The organism is Roseicyclus salinarum (assembly GCF_029624655.1).
GTDB classification, from domain to species: Bacteria; Pseudomonadota; Alphaproteobacteria; order Rhodobacterales; family Rhodobacteraceae; genus Roseibacterium; species Roseibacterium salinarum.
Genome location: NZ_JARRSA010000003.1, coordinates 155,226 through 172,378, shown reverse-complemented (window position 1 = coordinate 172,378; position 17,153 = coordinate 155,226). Strand labels below are relative to the sequence as shown.

General features: G+C 68.9%; 23 protein-coding genes and 1 tRNA gene. 7 read left to right on the top strand and 17 right to left on the bottom strand.

Going from position 1 to position 17,153, the window contains the following annotated elements:
• The first annotated feature begins 56 nt into the window (after window positions 1–56).
• Both P6F26_RS03300 and P6F26_RS03295 read left to right on the top strand, forming a co-directional pair.
• Entirely contained in the window at window positions 57–236 is a 180-nt protein-coding gene (locus P6F26_RS03300; protein ID WP_278027216.1) for a hypothetical protein, read from the top strand.
• Between the two features lie 162 nt (window positions 237–398).
• The gene (locus tag P6F26_RS03295) at window positions 399–1,070 is read left to right on the top strand and encodes a hypothetical protein (protein WP_278027215.1); all 672 of its coding nucleotides are present in this window, start codon (window positions 399–401) and stop codon (window positions 1,068–1,070) included.
• 70 nt (window positions 1,071–1,140) lie between these two features.
• Here P6F26_RS03295 and bfr read toward each other — a convergent pair whose 3' ends face one another.
• From bfr to P6F26_RS03265, 6 genes are all read right to left on the bottom strand, one after another.
• Window positions 1,141–1,626, bottom strand: a complete 486-nt coding sequence (gene bfr / locus P6F26_RS03290) for a bacterioferritin (RefSeq protein WP_278027214.1) — start codon at window positions 1,624–1,626, stop codon at window positions 1,141–1,143.
• Window positions 1,627–1,777: 151 nt separating this feature from the next.
• Window positions 1,778–2,017, bottom strand: a complete 240-nt coding sequence (locus P6F26_RS03285) for a (2Fe-2S)-binding protein (protein ID WP_278027213.1) — start codon at window positions 2,015–2,017, stop codon at window positions 1,778–1,780.
• 156 nt (window positions 2,018–2,173) lie between these two features.
• A complete protein-coding gene (locus P6F26_RS03280) occupies window positions 2,174–2,482 on the bottom strand; it encodes a DUF4389 domain-containing protein (protein ID WP_278027212.1) in 309 nt (102 codons plus the stop codon).
• 33 nt (window positions 2,483–2,515) lie between these two features.
• Window positions 2,516–3,493, bottom strand: coding sequence for a Gfo/Idh/MocA family protein (locus P6F26_RS03275; protein ID WP_278027211.1), 978 nt, complete (start codon window positions 3,491–3,493; stop codon window positions 2,516–2,518).
• A gap of 119 nt (window positions 3,494–3,612) precedes the next feature.
• Window positions 3,613–4,509, bottom strand: coding sequence for an RNA polymerase sigma factor RpoH (gene rpoH / locus P6F26_RS03270; protein WP_278027210.1), 897 nt, complete (start codon window positions 4,507–4,509; stop codon window positions 3,613–3,615).
• Window positions 4,510–4,684: 175 nt separating this feature from the next.
• Window positions 4,685–5,713, bottom strand: coding sequence for an RluA family pseudouridine synthase (locus tag P6F26_RS03265; RefSeq protein WP_278027209.1), 1,029 nt, complete (start codon window positions 5,711–5,713; stop codon window positions 4,685–4,687).
• On the opposite strand from P6F26_RS03265, the gene P6F26_RS03260 reads away from it, so the two are divergent.
• Entirely contained in the window at window positions 5,712–6,041 is a 330-nt protein-coding gene (locus tag P6F26_RS03260; RefSeq protein WP_278027208.1) for a DUF6476 family protein, read from the top strand. The two genes, P6F26_RS03265 and P6F26_RS03260, sit on opposite strands and share 2 nt — an antisense overlap.
• Window positions 6,042–6,047: 6 nt before the next feature.
• Here the strand turns inward: P6F26_RS03260 and P6F26_RS03255 are convergent.
• Window positions 6,048–6,124, bottom strand: a tRNA-His gene (locus tag P6F26_RS03255).
• Between the two features lie 44 nt (window positions 6,125–6,168).
• Window positions 6,169–6,687, bottom strand: a complete 519-nt coding sequence (locus P6F26_RS03250) for a GNAT family N-acetyltransferase (RefSeq protein WP_430736715.1) — start codon at window positions 6,685–6,687, stop codon at window positions 6,169–6,171.
• A gap of 39 nt (window positions 6,688–6,726) precedes the next feature.
• On the opposite strand from P6F26_RS03250, the gene P6F26_RS03245 reads away from it, so the two are divergent.
• Together P6F26_RS03245 and P6F26_RS03240 are read left to right on the top strand one after the other, a co-directional pair.
• Window positions 6,727–6,921: a DUF6324 family protein gene (locus P6F26_RS03245; protein ID WP_278027207.1), complete on the top strand. Its 195-nt coding sequence runs from the start codon at window positions 6,727–6,729 to the stop codon at window positions 6,919–6,921.
• Window positions 6,922–6,988: 67 nt separating this feature from the next.
• Window positions 6,989–8,188, top strand: a complete 1,200-nt coding sequence (locus P6F26_RS03240; protein WP_278027206.1) for a cation:proton antiporter — start codon at window positions 6,989–6,991, stop codon at window positions 8,186–8,188.
• On the opposite strand, the gene P6F26_RS03235 is transcribed toward P6F26_RS03240, so the two are convergent.
• The 9 genes from P6F26_RS03235 to P6F26_RS03195 all read right to left on the bottom strand — a co-directional run bounded on the left by P6F26_RS03235 (window position 8,155) and on the right by P6F26_RS03195 (window position 14,445).
• Complete coding sequence (locus tag P6F26_RS03235; RefSeq protein ID WP_278027205.1) at window positions 8,155–8,604, bottom strand: MmcB family DNA repair protein; 450 nt, start codon at window positions 8,602–8,604, stop codon at window positions 8,155–8,157. The two genes, P6F26_RS03240 and P6F26_RS03235, sit on opposite strands and share 34 nt — an antisense overlap.
• A 345-nt stretch (window positions 8,605–8,949) precedes the next feature.
• Window positions 8,950–9,255, bottom strand: coding sequence for a hypothetical protein (locus P6F26_RS03230; RefSeq protein ID WP_278027204.1), 306 nt, complete (start codon window positions 9,253–9,255; stop codon window positions 8,950–8,952).
• A 118-nt stretch (window positions 9,256–9,373) separates the two neighbouring features.
• On the bottom strand, window positions 9,374–10,294 hold the full coding sequence (locus P6F26_RS03225) for a calcium/sodium antiporter (RefSeq protein WP_278027203.1): 921 nt from the start codon (window positions 10,292–10,294) through the stop codon (window positions 9,374–9,376).
• A gap of 115 nt (window positions 10,295–10,409) precedes the next feature.
• Window positions 10,410–10,958, bottom strand: coding sequence for a GNAT family N-acetyltransferase (locus tag P6F26_RS03220; protein ID WP_278027202.1), 549 nt, complete (start codon window positions 10,956–10,958; stop codon window positions 10,410–10,412).
• Between the two features lie 25 nt (window positions 10,959–10,983).
• The gene (gene nusB, locus P6F26_RS03215) at window positions 10,984–11,421 is read right to left on the bottom strand and encodes a transcription antitermination factor NusB (RefSeq protein WP_278027201.1); all 438 of its coding nucleotides are present in this window, start codon (window positions 11,419–11,421) and stop codon (window positions 10,984–10,986) included.
• A gap of 59 nt (window positions 11,422–11,480) precedes the next feature.
• On the bottom strand, window positions 11,481–12,029 hold the full coding sequence (locus P6F26_RS03210; protein WP_278027200.1) for a 6,7-dimethyl-8-ribityllumazine synthase: 549 nt from the start codon (window positions 12,027–12,029) through the stop codon (window positions 11,481–11,483).
• Window positions 12,029–13,159, bottom strand: a complete 1,131-nt coding sequence (gene ribB, locus P6F26_RS03205) for a 3,4-dihydroxy-2-butanone-4-phosphate synthase (protein WP_278027199.1) — start codon at window positions 13,157–13,159, stop codon at window positions 12,029–12,031. The genes P6F26_RS03210 and ribB overlap by 1 nt, the downstream gene beginning before the upstream one ends.
• Before the next feature lie 68 nt (window positions 13,160–13,227).
• Window positions 13,228–13,797, bottom strand: a complete 570-nt coding sequence (locus tag P6F26_RS03200; protein WP_278027198.1) for a hypothetical protein — start codon at window positions 13,795–13,797, stop codon at window positions 13,228–13,230.
• Between the two features lie 54 nt (window positions 13,798–13,851).
• Window positions 13,852–14,445, bottom strand: a complete 594-nt coding sequence (locus P6F26_RS03195; protein WP_278027197.1) for a riboflavin synthase — start codon at window positions 14,443–14,445, stop codon at window positions 13,852–13,854.
• A 179-nt stretch (window positions 14,446–14,624) separates the two neighbouring features.
• Here P6F26_RS03195 and P6F26_RS03190 point away from each other — a divergent pair, with 179 nt between their 5' ends.
• Window positions 14,625–15,914 (top strand): capsule polysaccharide biogenesis protein, encoded by a 1,290-nt coding sequence (locus P6F26_RS03190; protein WP_278027196.1) that lies wholly within the window; start codon window positions 14,625–14,627, stop codon window positions 15,912–15,914.
• Between the two features lie 120 nt (window positions 15,915–16,034).
• Window positions 16,035–17,150 carry a polysaccharide biosynthesis/export family protein gene (locus tag P6F26_RS03185; protein WP_278027195.1) on the top strand — a complete coding sequence of 372 codons (1,116 nt, stop codon included), beginning with the start codon at window positions 16,035–16,037 and terminating at the stop codon, window positions 17,148–17,150.
• The last annotated feature ends 3 nt before the right edge of the window (window positions 17,151–17,153 follow it).

Genomic DNA, 17,153 nt, shown 5'->3' with positions numbered 1-17,153 from the left:
AATTCGTCTCGGAGGAGGATTGGCGCAACGCCACGCGGCGCTACAAGCGGGCCCTGGTGCGCATCAAGCAGCGTGTGCCGCCGGGCGCGCGCCTCGTGCTGGGCCTGTTGCTCATGCTTGGGGGAGTGTTCGCGTTTCTCCCCGTCCTCGGCCTGTGGATGATCCCGCTCGGCTTCGCGATCGCGGCGCTGGACGTGAAGCCCTTTGTGAAATGGCTGCGCAACCGCAACAATTAGACTGCGCGGCAACTGTCCCCACCAGAGATGGTTGGCACCGGCAGATTTTCGTATCACAAGAGAAACGCTTAATGTATGTTGTTCGAAGGCAGAACAACGTGACGGGATCGGTGGATACCCGTCCTGAGACCCGGCGCCAACTTGACCGGGCGGGTGGTGTAAATGGACGGATCAAGTATCTCAGAGCCGGAGGGCCTTGCCTTCGGTCCGTTTTCGGGACCCGACGCCCTTTTCCGCATCGTCTACTACGGTGAAGCGCTTCGCGCGATGACGGAGCATGTCAGCGACACGCTGATCACCGGCCCCTGCGCCCCGATGCTGAGCCTTCTGGACGACGCGTTCGACCGTTTCTCGGAAGCGAAGGACAGTTTCGGAGCCGAGGAATTCACGCTCTACGTCATGTCGCTGATGCTCAACCTCTGCGAGGACGAGGACGAGGCCCGCCAGTTCCGCATCGGTGCGGCGCAGTATATCGTGAAGTCGTCGCCGACGCTTCCCGCGGACTATGCCTCGATCGTGAGCGAGGCGCGCCGGATGCTCAGGGCGCACGAGCGCACCGAGCGGGCCGCGATGCCGGCCCCTGCGCCGACACGGCCCGCGACCCCGACAGCGCCGCCGCGCGTGGCCGAGCGCAGGACCGCGCCCACGACCGCGAGCCGCAAGAGAGAGCGGCCCGCCCGGTCCACGTCCGCCTTCGCCGATTTCCTGAGCACGGCTGTCCTTGCGGTTTTCGTCGGGGGGATGCTGGGCCTTTACCTCTTCTACGCGTTCAGCGACGTGGATGCGCCCTCCGCCGCGGGCGGCTGGGGCGCGGAGGCCGCGACCCGGCCCTGAGGGGCCATCCCGCCACGGTCGGTCCCGGGCCGAGAGGCGGCGCGCGACGCCGCCCCTTGCGTGCCGTCCCTCATTCCGCCTCGTCAGCGGGCTTGGCCTGCAGAAGCGCGTAGTTGCCCTCGCCGATCCGTCCGTGGAGGTCGATCTGCGTCTCGAGGTAGTCGATGTGGCCTTCCTCGTCTGCGATCAGCTCCTCGAAGAGGTTCTTGCTGACGTAGTCGCCCACGCTGTCGCAATGATCCCTCGCCTCGATGTAGAGGCTGCGAGCGTCGTGCTCGGCGGCGAGATCGGCCTCGAGCGTCTCCTTGAGGGTCTGGCCGATCCGCAGCGCGTCAAGCTTCTGCAGGTTGGGATGGCCCTCGAGAAAGATGATCCGCGCGATCAGCTTGTCGGCGTGGTGCATCTCCTCGATGCTTTCCTCGCGCGACTTGGCCGCGATGCGGCCGAAGCCCCAATCCTCCTGCAGGCGGTAATGCAGCCAGTACTGGTTGACCGCAGTCAGCTCGCTTCGCAGCGCGGCATTGAGGTATTCGATGACCTTTTCGTCGCCCTTCATCGTCCGGTTCTCCTTCTGGTCGGGACGGGTTCGGCGCGCTGTGCGCCAAGCCGGTTGGTCCTGTCGAACGCGACAGGCAGGTGTATTCCATGCCCTGCGGACCGCCCGGGGCACCCGCCGCCCGAGGCGACGGCCCGTGGCGCAGGCCGCTTCAGGCGCCCCTCGTGCGGCGGCTGCGCAGGTTGCGCAGTTCCGAGGGAACGCCGAGACCGGGGCTTTCGGCCATCGTCGCCGTGAAAAGCCGAAGGCATCCTCCGCAGTCGGCCTTCTTGCCAAGCGCGCGATAGACCTTGCCGGGCGTGATGATGGTGTCGGGATCGGCGGCCCGCATCCAGTCGATGGCCGAGCGGATGTCGTGATCGCTGATGTTGGCGCAGTGACAGACGATCATGCTCCGCCCCCAGGGACGCCCGCCGGGGGTGCGAAATCGATCGAGAAGGATACGACGGCCATGGGCGCCCGCTCCGCGCTGAGTTGCCGGCATAAGGTGACTATTTCAGTCGGAAATGTCAAACCCGACGTTTCCGCCCGGTCGATCCGTCGCGCCTCAGTCGAGGTCCGTCCAGGGCCACGGCTTCACGTCCGACGCCGCGGACTGGTAGCGCGCGGCCTTCGCCATCCAGATCCCGAGGTCGGTTCCGAAGTCCGCGAGCCGCGCATTCCGCTCGCCGGTGTTCACCAGCATGATGATGAACTGCACAACGGTCAGCACGGTCAGAACGGTCTGCGAGATCGACAGCATGAAGGCGATCAGCAGCATGTAGATCAGCCGCATCCCGAGGTTGTCCTTCTCGGGCGCCGCGGCCTGCTCGCCGTTCACGCGCCCCTCGATGTTGTCGTCGTCGTTCCGGGACATCATCCACCCCCCACGCTACGCTTCACGCAAATCCTACTTCGGCGGCCCCAGCCTGTCGAACACGGCGTCGACGGCCGCGTGCGTTCCGCGCGACTGTTCCAGCGGCATCGCGTAGGGCGCGCCATCGAGAAGGGTGGCGGCCACCGCCTCGACCTGGTTGACGTATTGGCGGGCGTCCGGAAAGCGGTGGATCTGGTCCGGCCCGCCCTCGCGGCGCAAACGCAGGTCCGCCTGACCATACTGGCCAGCGTTGAAGGGCGCCTCGACCACCAGCCAGCCCTCGTCGCCCTCGAAGACCATTTCCTGACGCTTGGTGGTCCGCATCGAGACGTGGAAGGAAAACCGCACGTCGCCCGCCCGGGCGCGCACCCATGTCGAGGCGTCGATGCCGTTCTCCCAGATGGCCTCGGCCGAGGTCACGTCGGGCTCCAGCCCCGTCGCGAAGCGGAAGGCGCCGATGGGATAGACGCCGATGTCGCGCGTCGCGCCGCCGGCAAGGTCGGCGCTGTTGCGGACGTTGCCGGGCTCGTTCAGGCCGTAGGTGAACACGCCCGTCACGGTGTGCAGCCGCCCGATGCCGCCGCCCGTCACGATCTCGCGGGCGCGCAGCCATTGCGGGTGATGCGCCGGCATCCACGCCTCGGCGATGAAGACGCCCGTTTCCTCGCGAAGCGCGATCAGCCGGTCCACGTCGCCCGCCGTGAGGCCGATGGGCTTCTCGCACAGGACGGCCTTGCCAGCGCGCGCGGCCTTTTCCGTCCATTCGACGTGCAGCGCATTCGGCAGGGGAATGTAGACGGCGTCGATGCCCGGATCGGCCAGCAGCGCCTCGTAGCTGTCATGCACGACGATCCCGGGCGAGAAGTCCGCGAACGGCGCAGCCCTCGCCGGGTCGCGCGTCGCGACCGCGGCAAGGCGCGAGCGCCGGGCCTCGTGGATAGCGGGGGCCATGATCTTGCGGGCGAAGCCGGAGGCGCCGAGGACGCCCCAATTCACGATGTCCTGTTTCATGGCACAAGGCATAGCGCGGGGCATCGCGGCGCGGAAGCCCCGTCACGGGGGCCCGAACGCGAACCGGCCGCGTCCGGGAAACGGGCGCGGCCGGTCGAATCGCGTTCGGATGGGGAGGGTCAGGCGCGGGCCATCATCCCGTGTTCCCTGGCAAGCTCGCGCATCCGCTTCTGCAGCTTCTCGAAGGCGCGGACCTCGATCTGGCGGATCCGCTCGCGGCTGACGTTGTAGACGCCCGAAAGATCCTCCAGCGTGACCGGATTGTCCTGCAGACGGCGCTGGGTGAGGATGTCGCGCTCGCGCTCGTTGAGGACGTCCATCGCCTCTTCCATCATGGCGAGGCGCTGGGTGTATTCGTCACGCTCGGCATAATCCTCGGCCTGGTCCGCGCCTTCGTCCTCCAGCCAGTCCTGCCACTGGGTCGAGCTGTCGTCCTCGGTGCCGACGGTCGCGTTGAGCGAGGCGTCGCCGCCCGAGAGGCGGCGGTTCATCGAGATGACCTCCTCCTCCGTCACGCCGAGGTCGTTGGCGATGCGCGCGACGTTCTCGGGGCGAAGGTCCCCCTCCTCCAGCGCGCCGATGCGGGCCTTTGCTTTGCGCAGGTTGAAGAACAGCTTCTTCTGCGCAGAGGTCGTGCCGAGCTTCACCAGCGACCACGAGCGCAGGATGTATTCCTGGATCGCGGCGCGGATCCACCACATCGCGTAGGTGGCGAGGCGAAAGCCCTTCTCGGGATCGAAACGCTTCACGGCCTGCATGAGGCCGACGTTCGCCTCCGAGATGACCTCGGCCTGCGGCAGGCCGTATCCGCGGTAGCCCATGGCGATCTTGGCCGCCAGCCGCAGGTGGCTGGTGACAAGCTGGTGCGCGGCCTCGGTGTCCTGATCCTCGACCCACCGCTTGGCGAGCATGTATTCCTGCTCGGGCTCCAGCATCGGAAACTTGCGGATTTCCTGCAGGTAGCGGTTCAGACCCTGTTCCGGGGACGGCGCGGGAAGATTGGCGTAGGTGCTCATGTCTTCACCCCCCTTGTGTTGATTCGTCTACGCTTCACGGCATGTTCAGGTTTCATGTAAAACTGATTAACTTTTCGTCAAGATCCTGACTGGACCGTTCGGTTCAGTCTTATGCACTATCCAAATGCGCGTATCAATCGGCATTTCAGCCCAGTAACGTGCAAGTGCGCACATGTTACAGGGCCGCGGCGCGCAGCGAGGCGAGGAGTCCGGCCATGTCCGGCGGCAGCGGGGCGGTGAACCGGAGCGTCTCGCCCGTGACCGGATGCACGAAGCCGAGCGTCGCCGCATGAAGCGCCTGGCGCGGAAAGCCCATCACCTCCGAGGCGGCGGGCCCCAGGGCCTTCTCCGAGACCTTCCTGCGCCCGCCATAGACGCGGTCCCCGACAAGGCCGTGACCCAGATGCGCAAGATGCACCCGGATCTGGTGCGTGCGCCCCGTCTCGAGGCGGCACGAGATGCGGGCCACGGCCCCGGTGAAACTTTCCTCCATGCGCAGATGCGTCACGGCGTGGCGCCCGCCCTGGAACAGCACGGCCTGCCGCTGCCGGTCGGTCTTGTGGCGGGCGAGCTGGGTCGTGACGCGGATGGTCCCGTCGGGGGTCACATGCACGCCGCGCACGCCGCGCAGCCTGGGGTCCGCGACGTCCGGCACGCCGTGGCAGAGCGCCTGGTATTCGCGTTCGATGCTGTGGTCGGCGAATTGCGCGGCAAGGCCGTGATGCGCGCGGTCGGACTTGGCCACGACCAGCAGGCCCGAGGTGTCCTTGTCGATCCGGTGCACGATGCCCGGCCGCCGCTCGCCGCCGATGCCCGACAGCTCGTCCCCGAAATGATGCAGGAGCGCGTTCACGAGCGTGCCCTCGGGCGAGCCCGGCGCGGGGTGCACGACCATTCCGGCGGGCTTGTCGATCACGATCAGATCCGCGTCCTCGTGCACGATCACGAGCGGGATGTCCTGTGCCGCCGTCTCGACCTCGGCCGCCTCCTCGACGGCGATCTCGATCTCGTCACCCTCGGCAAGCTTGGCGCGCACGTCCGTCGCCACCGCGCCGTTCACGCGGACCGAGCCGGCCTCGATCAGCCGCGCAAGGCGCGACCGGCTCAACGCCTCCTCCTCTGGCACGTCCCGGCCCAGTGCCTTATCAAGGCGCGGCGCCGGATCGGGGCCGATCCGGAAGGAAACGAGGCGGGTGAACGGCATGAGCGAAGCTCCGAGGAACGAGAACGGCGCGGACGGGACCGAGGCCCTGCCCCGCGACCTGCGGTTCCTGAAGGCGCTGGTCACGGTCCTGACCGTCGTGATGATCGGCGGGGTGATAACGATCGTCGCGCTTCTTGTCATCCGCCTGAACGCGCCCGCGCCGCAGGTCGTCGTCGACCCCGGCATGTTCGCCATGCCCGCAGGCGTCGCGACGCTTGGCATCAGCGTGGTGCGGGGACACACCGTGATCACCGGTGACGACGGCGTGATCCGCGTCTACGACAGCGAAAGCCGCGCGCTCCTGCAGGAAATCGATCTTCCGCGCTGAGGGGGATGGTACCGCCTCCCCGGCTTGAACGGGGGACCTCTGGATCCACAATCCAGCGCTCTAACCAACTGAGCTAAGGCGGCACTGGCGGGCGGGATAGCGCCGTCGCGGTTCGATTGCAAGAGGCTCAGGGGCCGAGGTCGCGGGTCCATTCCTGCTCGATCAGGTCGCGGCCGAACGAGCGCACGGGCCGCGAACTGACGCAGGTGAAGCCCGCGCGGGCGTAAAGCGCGCAGGCCGCCGCGTGGCTTTCATGGGTCCAGAGCGTCATGCGCGCGTATCCGGCATCCCTCGCGAAGCCCAGGCAGGCCTCCAGAAGCCTCCGCCCCAGCCCCAGGCCGCGCGCCTCGCGCTCGAGGAAGAACAGGCGCAGCTTCGCCGTATCGGGCTCGGGGCCCTGCACGCAGAAGATCGAGCCGAGGCGCCGGTTGCCCGCCCGCGCGATCCAGCCCCGCTCGCGCGCCGGATCATGGGCGTCGATGAAATCGGCGAGGATGCGCGCCACCAGCGGCTCGAACGAGGCGTCGAAGCCCTCGTCCTCGGCATAGGCCTCGGCGTGGCGCATGATCAGCCAGCCTGCGTCGCCTACCGCAAGGTCGTCCAGAACGACGTCGCCGGGTGTCACATCGCTTGCGGAACGTCGCATCTGCCGCTACCTCCCGCTTCAGTTTTGGAGGCATGGCCCATGGGCATCAACAGCGAAAGCGAGATCGCGGCCAATCTGCAGATCGGGCCGACGACGCTCGGGATGGTGCGGATCTTCGTCGAGGCCGAGGGCGTTGACCTTCCGCTCGACTTCGAGCCGGAAGAGGCGGAGGAAATCGCCGAGGAACTGCGCGCCGCGGCCGCCGCCGCACGCAAGATGGCCCGGAAGGGCTGAGGCCGCGACAACCCGGGGTTGATCCCGATCAAGGCGGCGCAGGGCACGGGTCTGCACTCTGGCCGCAATGGACAACATCGCGCTCCTTTTCGTGACGCTCGGCGGGCTGCTTCTCGCCGGTCTCGCCGCCGACACGTTGGGGCGGCGCACCCGCCTTCCGCGCGTGACCCTGCTTCTGATCATCGGCGTCGCGGCGGGGCCCTTCGGCCTCGGGCTCATCAGCCACGATTCGGACGCCTGGTTCGAGCTTGCCTCGACGGCCGCGCTGGCGCTTGTCGCGTTCCTGCTAGGCAACGCGCTCACGGTCGAGAAGCTGGCCGAGCACGGGCGCGAGATCCTTATCGTGACGTGGACGTTGGTGGCCGCGACGCTTGCCTTCATGACGCTGGGCCTGAGCGCGATGGGCCTCGCGCCGGGGCTTGCCCTGCTGCTTGCCGCGATCGGCACCGCCACTGCGCCCGCGGCGACGGTGGACGTCCTTGCGCAGGCGCGGGCCTCGGGGCCCTTCGCGGACCGCATCCGGGGCATCGTGGCGGTGGACGACGCATGGGGGATCATCGTCTTCAGCCTCGTCCTCGTCATCGTCAGCGCGATGGGCGGCAATGGCGCCGAGGCCGCGCCCGCGCCGATCTGGAATGCCGCCCGCGACCTTGGCGGCGCGATCCTCGTGGGCTTCGCCACGGGGCTGCCTGCCGCCTTCCTGACGGGGCGCCTGTCCCCCGGCGAGCCGCAGCAGTCCGAGGCCCTCGGGACGGTGTTCCTGACCGCCGGCCTCGCGATCTGGCTCGACGTGTCGCCGCTTCTTGCGGGGATCACGGCGGGGGCCGTGGTCGCGAACCTCGCACGTCATCACGAACGCGCCTTCCACGAGATCGAGCATGTGGAATGGCCCTTCATGCTCCTGTTCTTCATCCTCGCCGGCGCCTCGCTGGAGGTTGACCGCCTGCCGGAGCTTGGCCTGATCGGGCTGGCCTTCGTGGCCCTGCGCACCGCCGCGCGGCTGGCCGGATGCTGGCTGGGCGGGACGCTGGCGAAACTGCCGACCGAGGAACGCCGGTGGATGGGCCCCGCGCTTCTGCCGCAGGCGGGCGTGGCGGTCGGCATGGCCCTCGTCGCGGGCGAGGCGTTTCCCGGCTGGCGCGAGACGATCATCACGCTGACGGTCGGCACCACGGTCGTCTTCGAGCTGATCGGCCCGCCCGCCACGATGATGGCGCTGGCCCGCGTGAGGGCTCAGAGCGTCGCGCCGGGATCCCGCATCACCTGAAGCCGCTGCGCCGCCACCCGCGCGAAACGCTGCGTCACCGCCTTGCGACGCGCCCCGGCAAGCTTCGTCTCGGGGCCCATGCGCAGGATTTCGGCGTCCCAGGCATCGGCGAGGATCAGGCCGGTGTCCTCGGGCAGAAGCTCGACCGGGAACTCGGCGTCAACGGCCCAGAAATAGCGGTCGCCCCAGTCAAGATAGCCGCCCCACTTGGCGTCCGAGGTGAAGTCCGCGCGGCTCGACTTGCACTCGACGATCCAGAACTCGCCCTTGGGCCCCATCGCCATGACGTCCAGCCGCTTGCCGCGTTCGGGGGTGAATTCCTCGAGCGTCGCGAAGCCGTGGCTGGCGAGATGGCGGCAGACGCCCCGCGCCAGAAGCTGGCCGGGCATGAGGGACGGAAGGTCGGGACCGGACATGGGAGAAGTTTGGAACATTAGCGGAACATGTGCAACGGGCCATTCTTCGCCGGGACCAGTTCGCAACCCCTTGCTCGGCGCCCGCGGGCGCCCTACCTCTGGTGTGTGGCGGGTTCTGCCCTTCGCGTGCCTGTGGCAAATTCCAGTGGCCTTAAACATTTCCGAGGGGGCTGGCTCTGGCCGGACCGTGGTTCGGTTACCTGGCGCCCACCTGTACATACAGGCTCTCGGGAATTAACGCCTCCACGGTTGGCGCGGTCCCGTCACATTCCCGGAAACGAAGAAAGCCGGCGCTCCAGCGCCGGCTTTTCGCAACCTCGCCTCCAGCGGCCCGAACGTGGGCGCTCAGCGGCGGTCGTCCGTCCGCACCCGCACGGGGATCGGCTCGTAGGCGCGGATCGGCTCGCGCCGGCCGCCGCGCGGCTCGTCGTCGTCGCCGAGCGTCATGATCTTGTAGCCGATCTGCGCCGAGCCGAGCGTGATCGTGAAAAAGACGTAAAGGATTGCCAGCGCGATCGGACCCTCGGACGTGTGGGTCACGAGGTGCCAGATGTTGCCGATGTCGAGGTAGAGGAGCGCGCCCACGAAAACCGCGGCGAGTACCGCGCCGTAGGCGGCGTGGCGCAACAGGAACCTGATGTGATCGGGCATGGCGGACCTCCCTTGCTGTCCTGCTCCTATAGGTAGCGGTCCTGCACCCACCCGCAAGGGCCATGCCGTAATGCCGCACCGATTGAGCGGAAAACGCACAATAAACAGGCGCCGCGCCCTAGGCCGCGAACAGCGCGAGCCATGCGACGTAGGCGGCATAGGCCAGAACGAATGCCGCCCCCGCGCCCCGCCCGATCCGGCCGGCGGCCAGCACGACCAGCAGCGCCAGCGCGGCGGCCGCCACGGCCACGAGGTCGGTGACCGACAGCCCCTCGGGCACCGGGATCGGCACCAGCGCCGCCGTAACCCCGAGGATCGCGAAGATGTTGAAGACGTTCGACCCCAGCACGTTGCCCAGCGCCAGTTCCGCCTCGCCGCGCCGCGCGGCCGAAAGGCTTGTCGCCAGCTCGGGCAGCGACGTGCCCACGGCCACGACCGTCAGGCCGATCACCGTCTCGCTGATCCCGAAGGCCGTGGCGATGCCCGTCGCGCCCTCGACCAGAAGCCACGCGCCCGCGATCAGCGCGCCAAGCCCGCCCGCGAGGTACAGCGCGATCCGCACGGCCCCCATGCCCTCGATCGCGGGCACCGGCTCGGCGGCGGCGTCGCGGGCCAGCGCGCGCCAGATGTAGACGACGAGCGCCACAAGCAGGAGGGCGCCCTCGACGCGGCCGACATGCGTCCCGACCACGATCACGCCGACGCCGAGCGCGGTCGCGACGGTCAGCCACAGGCGATCCTCGGCCGGAGCCGCGCCAGCGCCGATCGGCGCGACCAGCGCGGCCATGCCCAGGATCAGCAGGATGTTGGCGATGTTGGACCCCAGCACGTTGCCGATGGCGATGCCCGGCGCCCCCGACAGCGCGGCCGAAAGCGAGGTCAGGAGTTCGGGCATGGAGGTGCCGAAGCCCAGCACGATCGCGCCTACCACCGCCATGGGCAGGCGCATCCGCGTGGCGAAGGCCACCGCGCCCCGCACCAACCCCTCGCCCCCGCCCAGAAGAAGGCCGAGGCCCGCAGCAACGAAAATGACGTCCATGATCCCCTCGATTTCCGGGCCCGTCGCGGGGCGTGCGCGCGCCCTTGCCGGATGGCGTGGAGGTGGGGCCGGGATCGCCGCGCGCAAGGGCCTCCGCCGCCGATTGTGGTGCGCCTCAGCCGCGCGGCGGGATTTCGCCGCGCGGGCGGGCCATGAGGCGGACCCGGCCGCCCGGATGCGCTCGCTCGTCGAAGGCCGCGAACCCGAACCGCGCCGCAAGCCTCAGCGACGCCGCGTTGCCGGGCGCGATCATGCACACGGTGCGCCGCGCGGGCAGCGTCCCGTCTGCCCAATCCAGCACCGCAGACAGCGCCTCGGACGCAAGACCCCGCCCCTGCGCCCCCCGCGCCAGCACCCAACCGGCCTCGGGCCAGTCGTCGAAGTCCGGCCCGAGGCCCCGGCCGAATCGCGCGAACCCGATCTCGCCAAGGAAGTCCGCGGTCTCGCGATCCTCGAGCGCCCAGTAGCCATGCCCGTGGCCGGGCCACATCGCGAGGTAGCGGCCGAGGCGGGCCTCGGTCCGCGCGCGGTCCGAGGGCTGCCCCCCGATGTGGCGGACCACCAGGGGGTCGCTCCACATCGCGGCCATCGCAGGCAGATCGCCGACGTCATGGCCGCGCAGGCACAGCCGCCGCGTGGTGATCACGGGGGCTTCGGCGGTCATAGGGCGCTGTACCGGGACGCGCGCATCAGAACGCCTCGGGCTTCGCCTCCCGGGCCATATGGTCGAGAACGGCGTTCACGAATTTCGGCTCGCGGCCCTCGGGAAAGAAGGCGCGCGCGACATCGACGTATTCGCTGATCACGACCTTGGGCGGGGCGTCGCCCTCGACCAGTTCAGCCCCGGCCGCACGAAACAGCGCGCGCAACGTCGGGTCGATACGGTTGATCGGCCATTTCTCCACCAGCGCGCGGTCGGTCATCTGGTCGATCTTCGCCTGCCAGTTCACTGCGTCGCCGATCGTCTTGGCGAAGAGGTCGGGATCGCCCTCGGCCATCTCCTCGCCGTCGTAGACCGCGCCGAAGCGATGGGTCTCGAATTCGCGGCGGACGGCGTCGATTGTCTGCCCGGACGCTTCCATCTGGAACAGGGCCTGCACGGCGAAAAGCCGTGCTGCGGACTTCATCTGGCGCTTTTCCTCCCGGCTCGGGCCTTTGGGGCGCGGAACGGGATCTGCGGGTTCGCTCATGCGGTCGAGGGGCCTTCGCTGTCGCCCGCCACCTCGATCGCGTCGGGGCGGGTCTTGAAACCGATGCCGCCCTTAGGCCGTCCGAACCGGCGCGTCAACGCGATCAGGTGGAGCGCCGCCTCGGCCGCCCCGCCGGCGGTGTTCAGGCGACTGCCATCGGCCCGCTCCTCAGCCTGTTCGCGGTTCTCAACGGTGATGATGCCGTTGCCGATGCACATGCCCTGCAGGCCCAGCATCGTCAGCGCCCGCGCGCTTTCGTTCACCACGACGTCGTAATGCGAGGTCGCCCCCCGGATCACGCAGCCGAGCGCCACGTAGCCGTCGAAGTTCGACAGCCGGTGGGCGATGCCGATGGCCGTGGCGATCTCGAGCGAGCCGGGCACCTCGATGGTCTCGTGGGTCGCGCCGGCCTTCTCGAGCACGGCGCGCGCGGCGGCGAGCTGCGCCTGCGAAATCGCCGTGTAGTAGGGCGCGATCACGATGGCGACCTTCACCGGCTTGTCGAATTCGGGAAGCCCGAGGTCGTTGTCGGAATGTCCGGCCATCATCCAAGCTCCGATATCTTGCGGGTTCCGGTGATCGAAAGGCCGTAGGCCTCGAGGCCCACCACCTTGGGCTTCGGCGAGTTCGTCAGAAGGATCATGTCCGAAAGCCCGAGCGAGGACAGGATCTGCGCGCCGAGGCCGTATTGCCGCAGCGTCTGTGGCGAGACTTCGTCTCCCGGGGCGAGCTTCATCGTCAGGTCTCGCAGCAGGACGACGACGCCCCGCCCCTCGGCGGCGATCAGGCGCATGGCGTCGGCGAACTCGTCCGCGCGCCCCCTCGGCCCGGTGCCCACGATGTCCAGAAGCGGATCCATCGCGTGCATCCGCACCAGGACGGGTTCCGGCCCCGAGATGTCACCCTTCACCAGCACGATATGCTCGGCGCCTTGCGTCTCGTCGGTGTAGATCCGCAGCGTCCATGTCCCGCCGAACTCGCTTTCGATCTGGGTCTCCTGCCGGACCTTCACGAGGTTGTCGTGGCGGCGCCGGTACGAGATCAGGTCCGAGATCGTGCCGATCTTCAGGTTGTGACGCTGCGCGAAGGCGATGAGGTCGGGAAGACGCGCCATCGTGCCGTCCTCGTTCATGATCTCGCAGATCACGCCCGAGGGGTTCAGGCCCGCAAGCCGCGAGATGTCCACGGCGGCCTCGGTATGGCCCGCGCGCACCAGCACGCCGCCCGTCCTTGCGCGCAGCGGGAAGACATGGCCCGGCGTCGCGATGTCCGCGGCCCCCTTGGAGGCGTCGATCGCCACCTGCACGGTGCGCGCGCGGTCCGCCGCCGAGATGCCCGTCGTCACGCCCTCGCGCGCCTCGATCGAGGTCGTGAACGCCGTCTCGTGGCGCGACGAGTTGTTCGTCGACATCAGCGGCAAGCCAAGCTGGTCGATGCGCTCGGTCGTCAGCGACAGGCAGATCAGGCCGCGCCCGTGCGTCGCCATGAAGTTTATCGCGTCCGGCGTCGCCCATTGCGCGGGGATCACGAGGTCGCCCTCGTTCTCGCGGTCCTCGTGATCCACGAGGATGAACATGCGGCCGTTCCGGGCGTCCTCGATGATCTCCTCGACCGAGGAAATGGCATCGGACCAGTTCCGTTCCACGGGTCCCGGATTTTCGAACTGCTCGGTCATGGCCGTCCTTTCGCGCGTCTCAGGAGGCGCAGATAGACCATCGCCGCCACGGTGAAAAGGCGGGTGCGCTACTCGGCCCGTGCGAAGAACGCCTCGGCCCCGACGTTGCCCGCAAGGCCCGCCGCCGCGCACCATTCCCGCTCGAGCGCCGTCGCGGAGACAAGGACAACCCCGTCCGGCGGCAGCCGCCGCTCGCGCATCAGGCCGCGCAGACGCGCCCGCGTCTCGCGCCAGGGCGTCGTGATGTCGGGCGCGCGCGAGGCCGCGTCGATCCCCTCGCAGGCCTGCAGGACCATGACGGGCGACAGGGGCGCGTAGACGGCGGCGAGACGGTCCGAGGCGCCCTCCAGCGCGATCAGGCGCTCGGCCCGGTCCGGCGGCGGCAGGGGCCGTGCCGGCGCAAGCGCCAGCGCGTTGCCGGAGAAGAGAAAGGCCACGATGTCCCTGCCGGACGTCGCGCGGATCGTGGCATAGGTCTTGTAGGGCAGGCCAAGGCGCTTGGCGCGCGCGACGTGGATGCGCACGACCTCCAGCGGCAGCGCAGGCATCAGGGCGCGGCGCGCCTTCGTCCACGCGACCTTCCTGAAGCCGTATCCGGGCTCGATCGTGGGCCCGCCGTTATGTCCGATCCCGCTCATGCGTCCTCTATCCGCGGGGCCCCTCGACGGAGCGCGCGCCCGCGGCCTTCGCGATCATTCCCCCGGCCAGTCCTGAAGCCGCGCGACGTAACGCGCGAGCGTGTCGATCTCGAGGTTCACCCGGTCGCCCGCCTTCACCCGTCCCCAGGTCGTCATCTCCTTGGTGTGCGGGATGATGTTCACACCGAATTCCGCGCCGTCCACCTCGTTGACCGTCAGCGACGTGCCGTCCAGCGCGACCGACCCCTTGGGCGCGATGTAGCGCGCCAGCGCCGAGGGGGCGCGGAAGGTGAAGCGCGTCGATGCGCCCTCGTCCCGCGTCGCCACCACCTCGGCCACGCCGTCCACATGACCCGAGACGATGTGCCCGCCCAGTTCGTCGCCCACCTTCAGGGCGCGTTCGAGGTTCACGTCGTCGCCCTCGGCCCAGTCGCCCAGCGTCGATTTCGACAGGGTCTCGGCGGAGATGTCGACGTCGAACCAGTCGCCACCAGTCGCCGTCACCGTCAGGCACACGCCGTCGCAGGCGATCGAGGCGCCGATCTCGATGCCGCTCGTGTCGTAGCCGGTCGCGATGCGCGCATGAAGGTCGCCGCGATGGTCGAGCGAGCGGATCTTTCCGACATCGGTGATGATTCCGGTGAACATTCGGCCTCCGCTGCCGGTGGAATGGGTCGTCGTGCGATCACCTAGCGCCGCCCCACCCCCGCAGGCAAGGGCCATGGACACGCCTTGAACGCGCCTCATGTCGCCAGCGCGCTTGGTTTTCGCGCCGCCGTGGGCTTAACTCGCCCCGTTCCACCGACGAGAGGGGCACGAGAGGGGCGATGGCCCAGCGCCACGACACACGCGTCTTCCTGTTCCTGCAAGGGCCGCACGGTCCGTTCTTCCACCGCCTCTCGCGGCAGCTGAAGGCGGCCGGGGCGCGCACGCTTCGGGTCGGCTTCAACCGGGGCGACGATGCGTTCTGGCCCGACCGCGCGAGCTACATCGCGCAGACCGCGCCGCTGGAGGGCTGGCCGGACCGGATCGCGGCGCTGCTGGAGGCGAACGCCGTCACGGACCTTGTCCTTTACGGCGACACGCGGCCGATCCATGCCGCGGCCATCCGGGCGGCGCGGGACCGCGACATCACCGTGCACGTCTTCGAGGAGGGCTATCTGAGGCCTTGGTGGATCACCTACGAGCGCGGTGGCGCGAATGGCCATTCCCGCGTCATGGAACGGTCCGTGGCGGACATGCGCCGCGCGCTTGAAGGTCTCGACCTCGACCTGCCCGAGGCGCCCGCGCGCTGGGGCGAACTGCGCCACCACATCTTCTACGGCGCGCTCTATCACTGGCTCGTGCTTGTCGCGAACCGCCGCTATGCCGCCGTCCGCCCGCACCGCAGCCTGACCGTCGCCGCCGAGTTCCGCCTTTACCTGCGCCGCCTCGCCCTGATGCCGCTGCACTGGCTCGACCGGGTCCTGGCCACGCGCGCCGTCAAGACCGGCGGGTTCCCCTATCACCTCGCGCTCCTCCAGCTGGAGCATGACGCGAGCTTCCGCGACCACGGGCCGTTCGGCACGCAGGCCGATTTCGTGGAGGCCGTCATCCGCGGCTTCGCCGAGGGCGCGCCCGGTCATCACCACCTCGTCTTCAAGGCCCACCCGCTGGAGGACGGCCGCGTCCCGGTGCAGTCCGACATCCGCCGCATCGCGAAGGCGCAGGGCGTTGGCGACCGCGTGCATTTCGTGCGCGGCGGCAAGCTTGCCGGCCTTCTCGACGACGCGCGCTCGGCCGTGACCGTCAATTCCACAGCGGGACAGCAGGCGCTCTGGCGGGGCCTGCCGCTGAAGTGCTTCGGGCAGGCCGTCTACCGCAAGCCCGAGTTCGTCTCGGACCAGCCGCTCGCCGCGTTCTTCCGCGATCCGGTCCGTCCCGACAGCCGCGCCTACCGCGATTTCCGCCACTACCTCCTCGAGACCTCGCAGATCACGGGCAGCTTCTATTCGGCGCGCGGGCGGCGGCAGCTTCTGCGGCAGGTCGTGGACCTGATGCTGTCCCCCGAGGACGCCTACGACGCGCTGGACGAAGGACGGCCTGCACCAAGGCAACACCTGCAGGCCGTCAGGTAAGCAAGGTCTTCCCCGACAAGCCCTTTGTGGCTAGGGTGGCGTCAATAAAAAGACTTCGAGGCAGTTTCAGGCAGACGAGGAGCGAACTCCGTGACATCGCTGGTCTCACGTGCCGGCCGCATGGCCGCACTATTCATCGTCGTTTCGGCGGCGTCGTCCTGTGCGCTGCTGCCGCGGTCCGGCCCCACCCGAAACGAGATCTTCGCAGGCTCCGTCCAGAACGAGGGCGACGCCTTCGTGGTGGAGGTGAACCGCCGCGTGAACTCGATCACGGCCGCCGTGCCCGCGCTCGGCTTTCCCGCGACGCTGGCGAACGCAAGCTCGCCCGACACCGAGGTGATCCGCCCCGGCGACCGGCTGGCGCTGACGATCTACGAGAACGTGAGCGACGGCCTTCTGACCGGACAGGACGGCGACGCGGCCCTGATCGACGCGGTGCAGGTCGACGGATCGGGCTTCATCTTCATTCCCTACGCGGGGCGCATCCGCGCCGCGGGCAACACGGTCGAGCAATTGCGCGAGACGATCACGCGCAACCTCGACCAGCAGACGCCTGATCCGCAGGTCGTGGTCCGCCGCGAAGCCGGCGATGGCGCGACCGTCTCGGTGTCGGGATCGGTGAATTCGCAGGGCATCTACCCCATCCAGCGGCCCACGGCCCGGCTGTCTGGGATGCTGGCCGCCGCCGGCGGCGTCGCCATCGAACCCGAGACCGCACAGGTCACGATCGTGCGCGGCGGCCATTCGGCCACCGTCTGGTACGAGGACATCTTCCGCTCGAACGCCGCCGACATCGCGCTTCGCGCCGGCGACCGCATCTTCGTGGAGAACGACAGCCGTTCGTTCATCGCGCTCGGGGCGACGGGCCAGCAGAACATCGTCGAATTCCAGCAGCAGAGCATCTCGGCGCTCGAGGCGATCGCGTCGGTCGGTGGCCTCAACCCGCGCCTCGCGGACCCCGCGGGGGTCTTCGTGCTGCGCTACGAACCGGCGGAGATGGCCAACGCGATCCTCGGGCGCGCCGACCTCGTCGGGCCGCAGCGCTTCGTCTACGTCCTCGACCTGACGGCGCCGACGGGCATGTTCGAAGCGCGCGATTTCCTGATCCGGGACGAGGACACGGTCTACGTCACCGCCGCGCCGATCAGCCAGTGGAACAACGCCATCAGCTCGCTGACCGGCACGCTCTCGAGCACCGCGGGGCTTGCCAACTCGATCTCCAGCGCTTCCGACTAGGCG

What these genes read in the sequence shown, in the direction of transcription:
- P6F26_RS03200 (WP_278027198.1), bottom strand. Translation starts at nt 13,797, where the DNA reads ATGAGCGGGATCGGACATAACGGCGGGCCCACGATCGAGCCCGGATAC.
- P6F26_RS03190 (WP_278027196.1), top strand. Translation starts at nt 14,625, where the DNA reads ATGGCCCAGCGCCACGACACACGCGTCTTCCTGTTCCTGCAAGGGCCG.
- P6F26_RS03260 (WP_278027208.1), top strand. Translation starts at nt 5,712, where the DNA reads ATGAGCGAAGCTCCGAGGAACGAGAACGGCGCGGACGGGACCGAGGCC.
- ribB (WP_278027199.1), bottom strand. Translation starts at nt 13,159, where the DNA reads ATGACCGAGCAGTTCGAAAATCCGGGACCCGTGGAACGGAACTGGTCC.
- P6F26_RS03225 (WP_278027203.1), bottom strand. Translation starts at nt 10,294, where the DNA reads ATGGACGTCATTTTCGTTGCTGCGGGCCTCGGCCTTCTTCTGGGCGGG.
- P6F26_RS03240 (WP_278027206.1), top strand. Translation starts at nt 6,989, where the DNA reads ATGGACAACATCGCGCTCCTTTTCGTGACGCTCGGCGGGCTGCTTCTC.
- P6F26_RS03250 (WP_430736715.1), bottom strand. Translation starts at nt 6,687, where the DNA reads ATGCGACGTTCCGCAAGCGATGTGACACCCGGCGACGTCGTTCTGGAC.
- P6F26_RS03220 (WP_278027202.1), bottom strand. Translation starts at nt 10,958, where the DNA reads ATGACCGCCGAAGCCCCCGTGATCACCACGCGGCGGCTGTGCCTGCGC.
- P6F26_RS03210 (WP_278027200.1), bottom strand. Translation starts at nt 12,029, where the DNA reads ATGGCCGGACATTCCGACAACGACCTCGGGCTTCCCGAATTCGACAAG.
- P6F26_RS03230 (WP_278027204.1), bottom strand. Translation starts at nt 9,255, where the DNA reads ATGCCCGATCACATCAGGTTCCTGTTGCGCCACGCCGCCTACGGCGCG.
- P6F26_RS03235 (WP_278027205.1), bottom strand. Translation starts at nt 8,604, where the DNA reads ATGTCCGGTCCCGACCTTCCGTCCCTCATGCCCGGCCAGCTTCTGGCG.
- P6F26_RS03275 (WP_278027211.1), bottom strand. Translation starts at nt 3,493, where the DNA reads ATGAAACAGGACATCGTGAATTGGGGCGTCCTCGGCGCCTCCGGCTTC.
- nusB (WP_278027201.1), bottom strand. Translation starts at nt 11,421, where the DNA reads ATGAAGTCCGCAGCACGGCTTTTCGCCGTGCAGGCCCTGTTCCAGATG.
- P6F26_RS03295 (WP_278027215.1), top strand. Translation starts at nt 399, where the DNA reads ATGGACGGATCAAGTATCTCAGAGCCGGAGGGCCTTGCCTTCGGTCCG.
- rpoH (WP_278027210.1), bottom strand. Translation starts at nt 4,509, where the DNA reads ATGAGCACCTACGCCAATCTTCCCGCGCCGTCCCCGGAACAGGGTCTG.
- P6F26_RS03285 (WP_278027213.1), bottom strand. Translation starts at nt 2,017, where the DNA reads ATGATCGTCTGTCACTGCGCCAACATCAGCGATCACGACATCCGCTCG.
- P6F26_RS03195 (WP_278027197.1), bottom strand. Translation starts at nt 14,445, where the DNA reads ATGTTCACCGGAATCATCACCGATGTCGGAAAGATCCGCTCGCTCGAC.
- P6F26_RS03185 (WP_278027195.1), top strand. Translation starts at nt 16,035, where the DNA reads ATGGCCGCACTATTCATCGTCGTTTCGGCGGCGTCGTCCTGTGCGCTG.
- P6F26_RS03265 (WP_278027209.1), bottom strand. Translation starts at nt 5,713, where the DNA reads ATGCCGTTCACCCGCCTCGTTTCCTTCCGGATCGGCCCCGATCCGGCG.
- P6F26_RS03280 (WP_278027212.1), bottom strand. Translation starts at nt 2,482, where the DNA reads ATGTCCCGGAACGACGACGACAACATCGAGGGGCGCGTGAACGGCGAG.
- P6F26_RS03245 (WP_278027207.1), top strand. Translation starts at nt 6,727, where the DNA reads ATGGGCATCAACAGCGAAAGCGAGATCGCGGCCAATCTGCAGATCGGG.
- bfr (WP_278027214.1), bottom strand. Translation starts at nt 1,626, where the DNA reads ATGAAGGGCGACGAAAAGGTCATCGAATACCTCAATGCCGCGCTGCGA.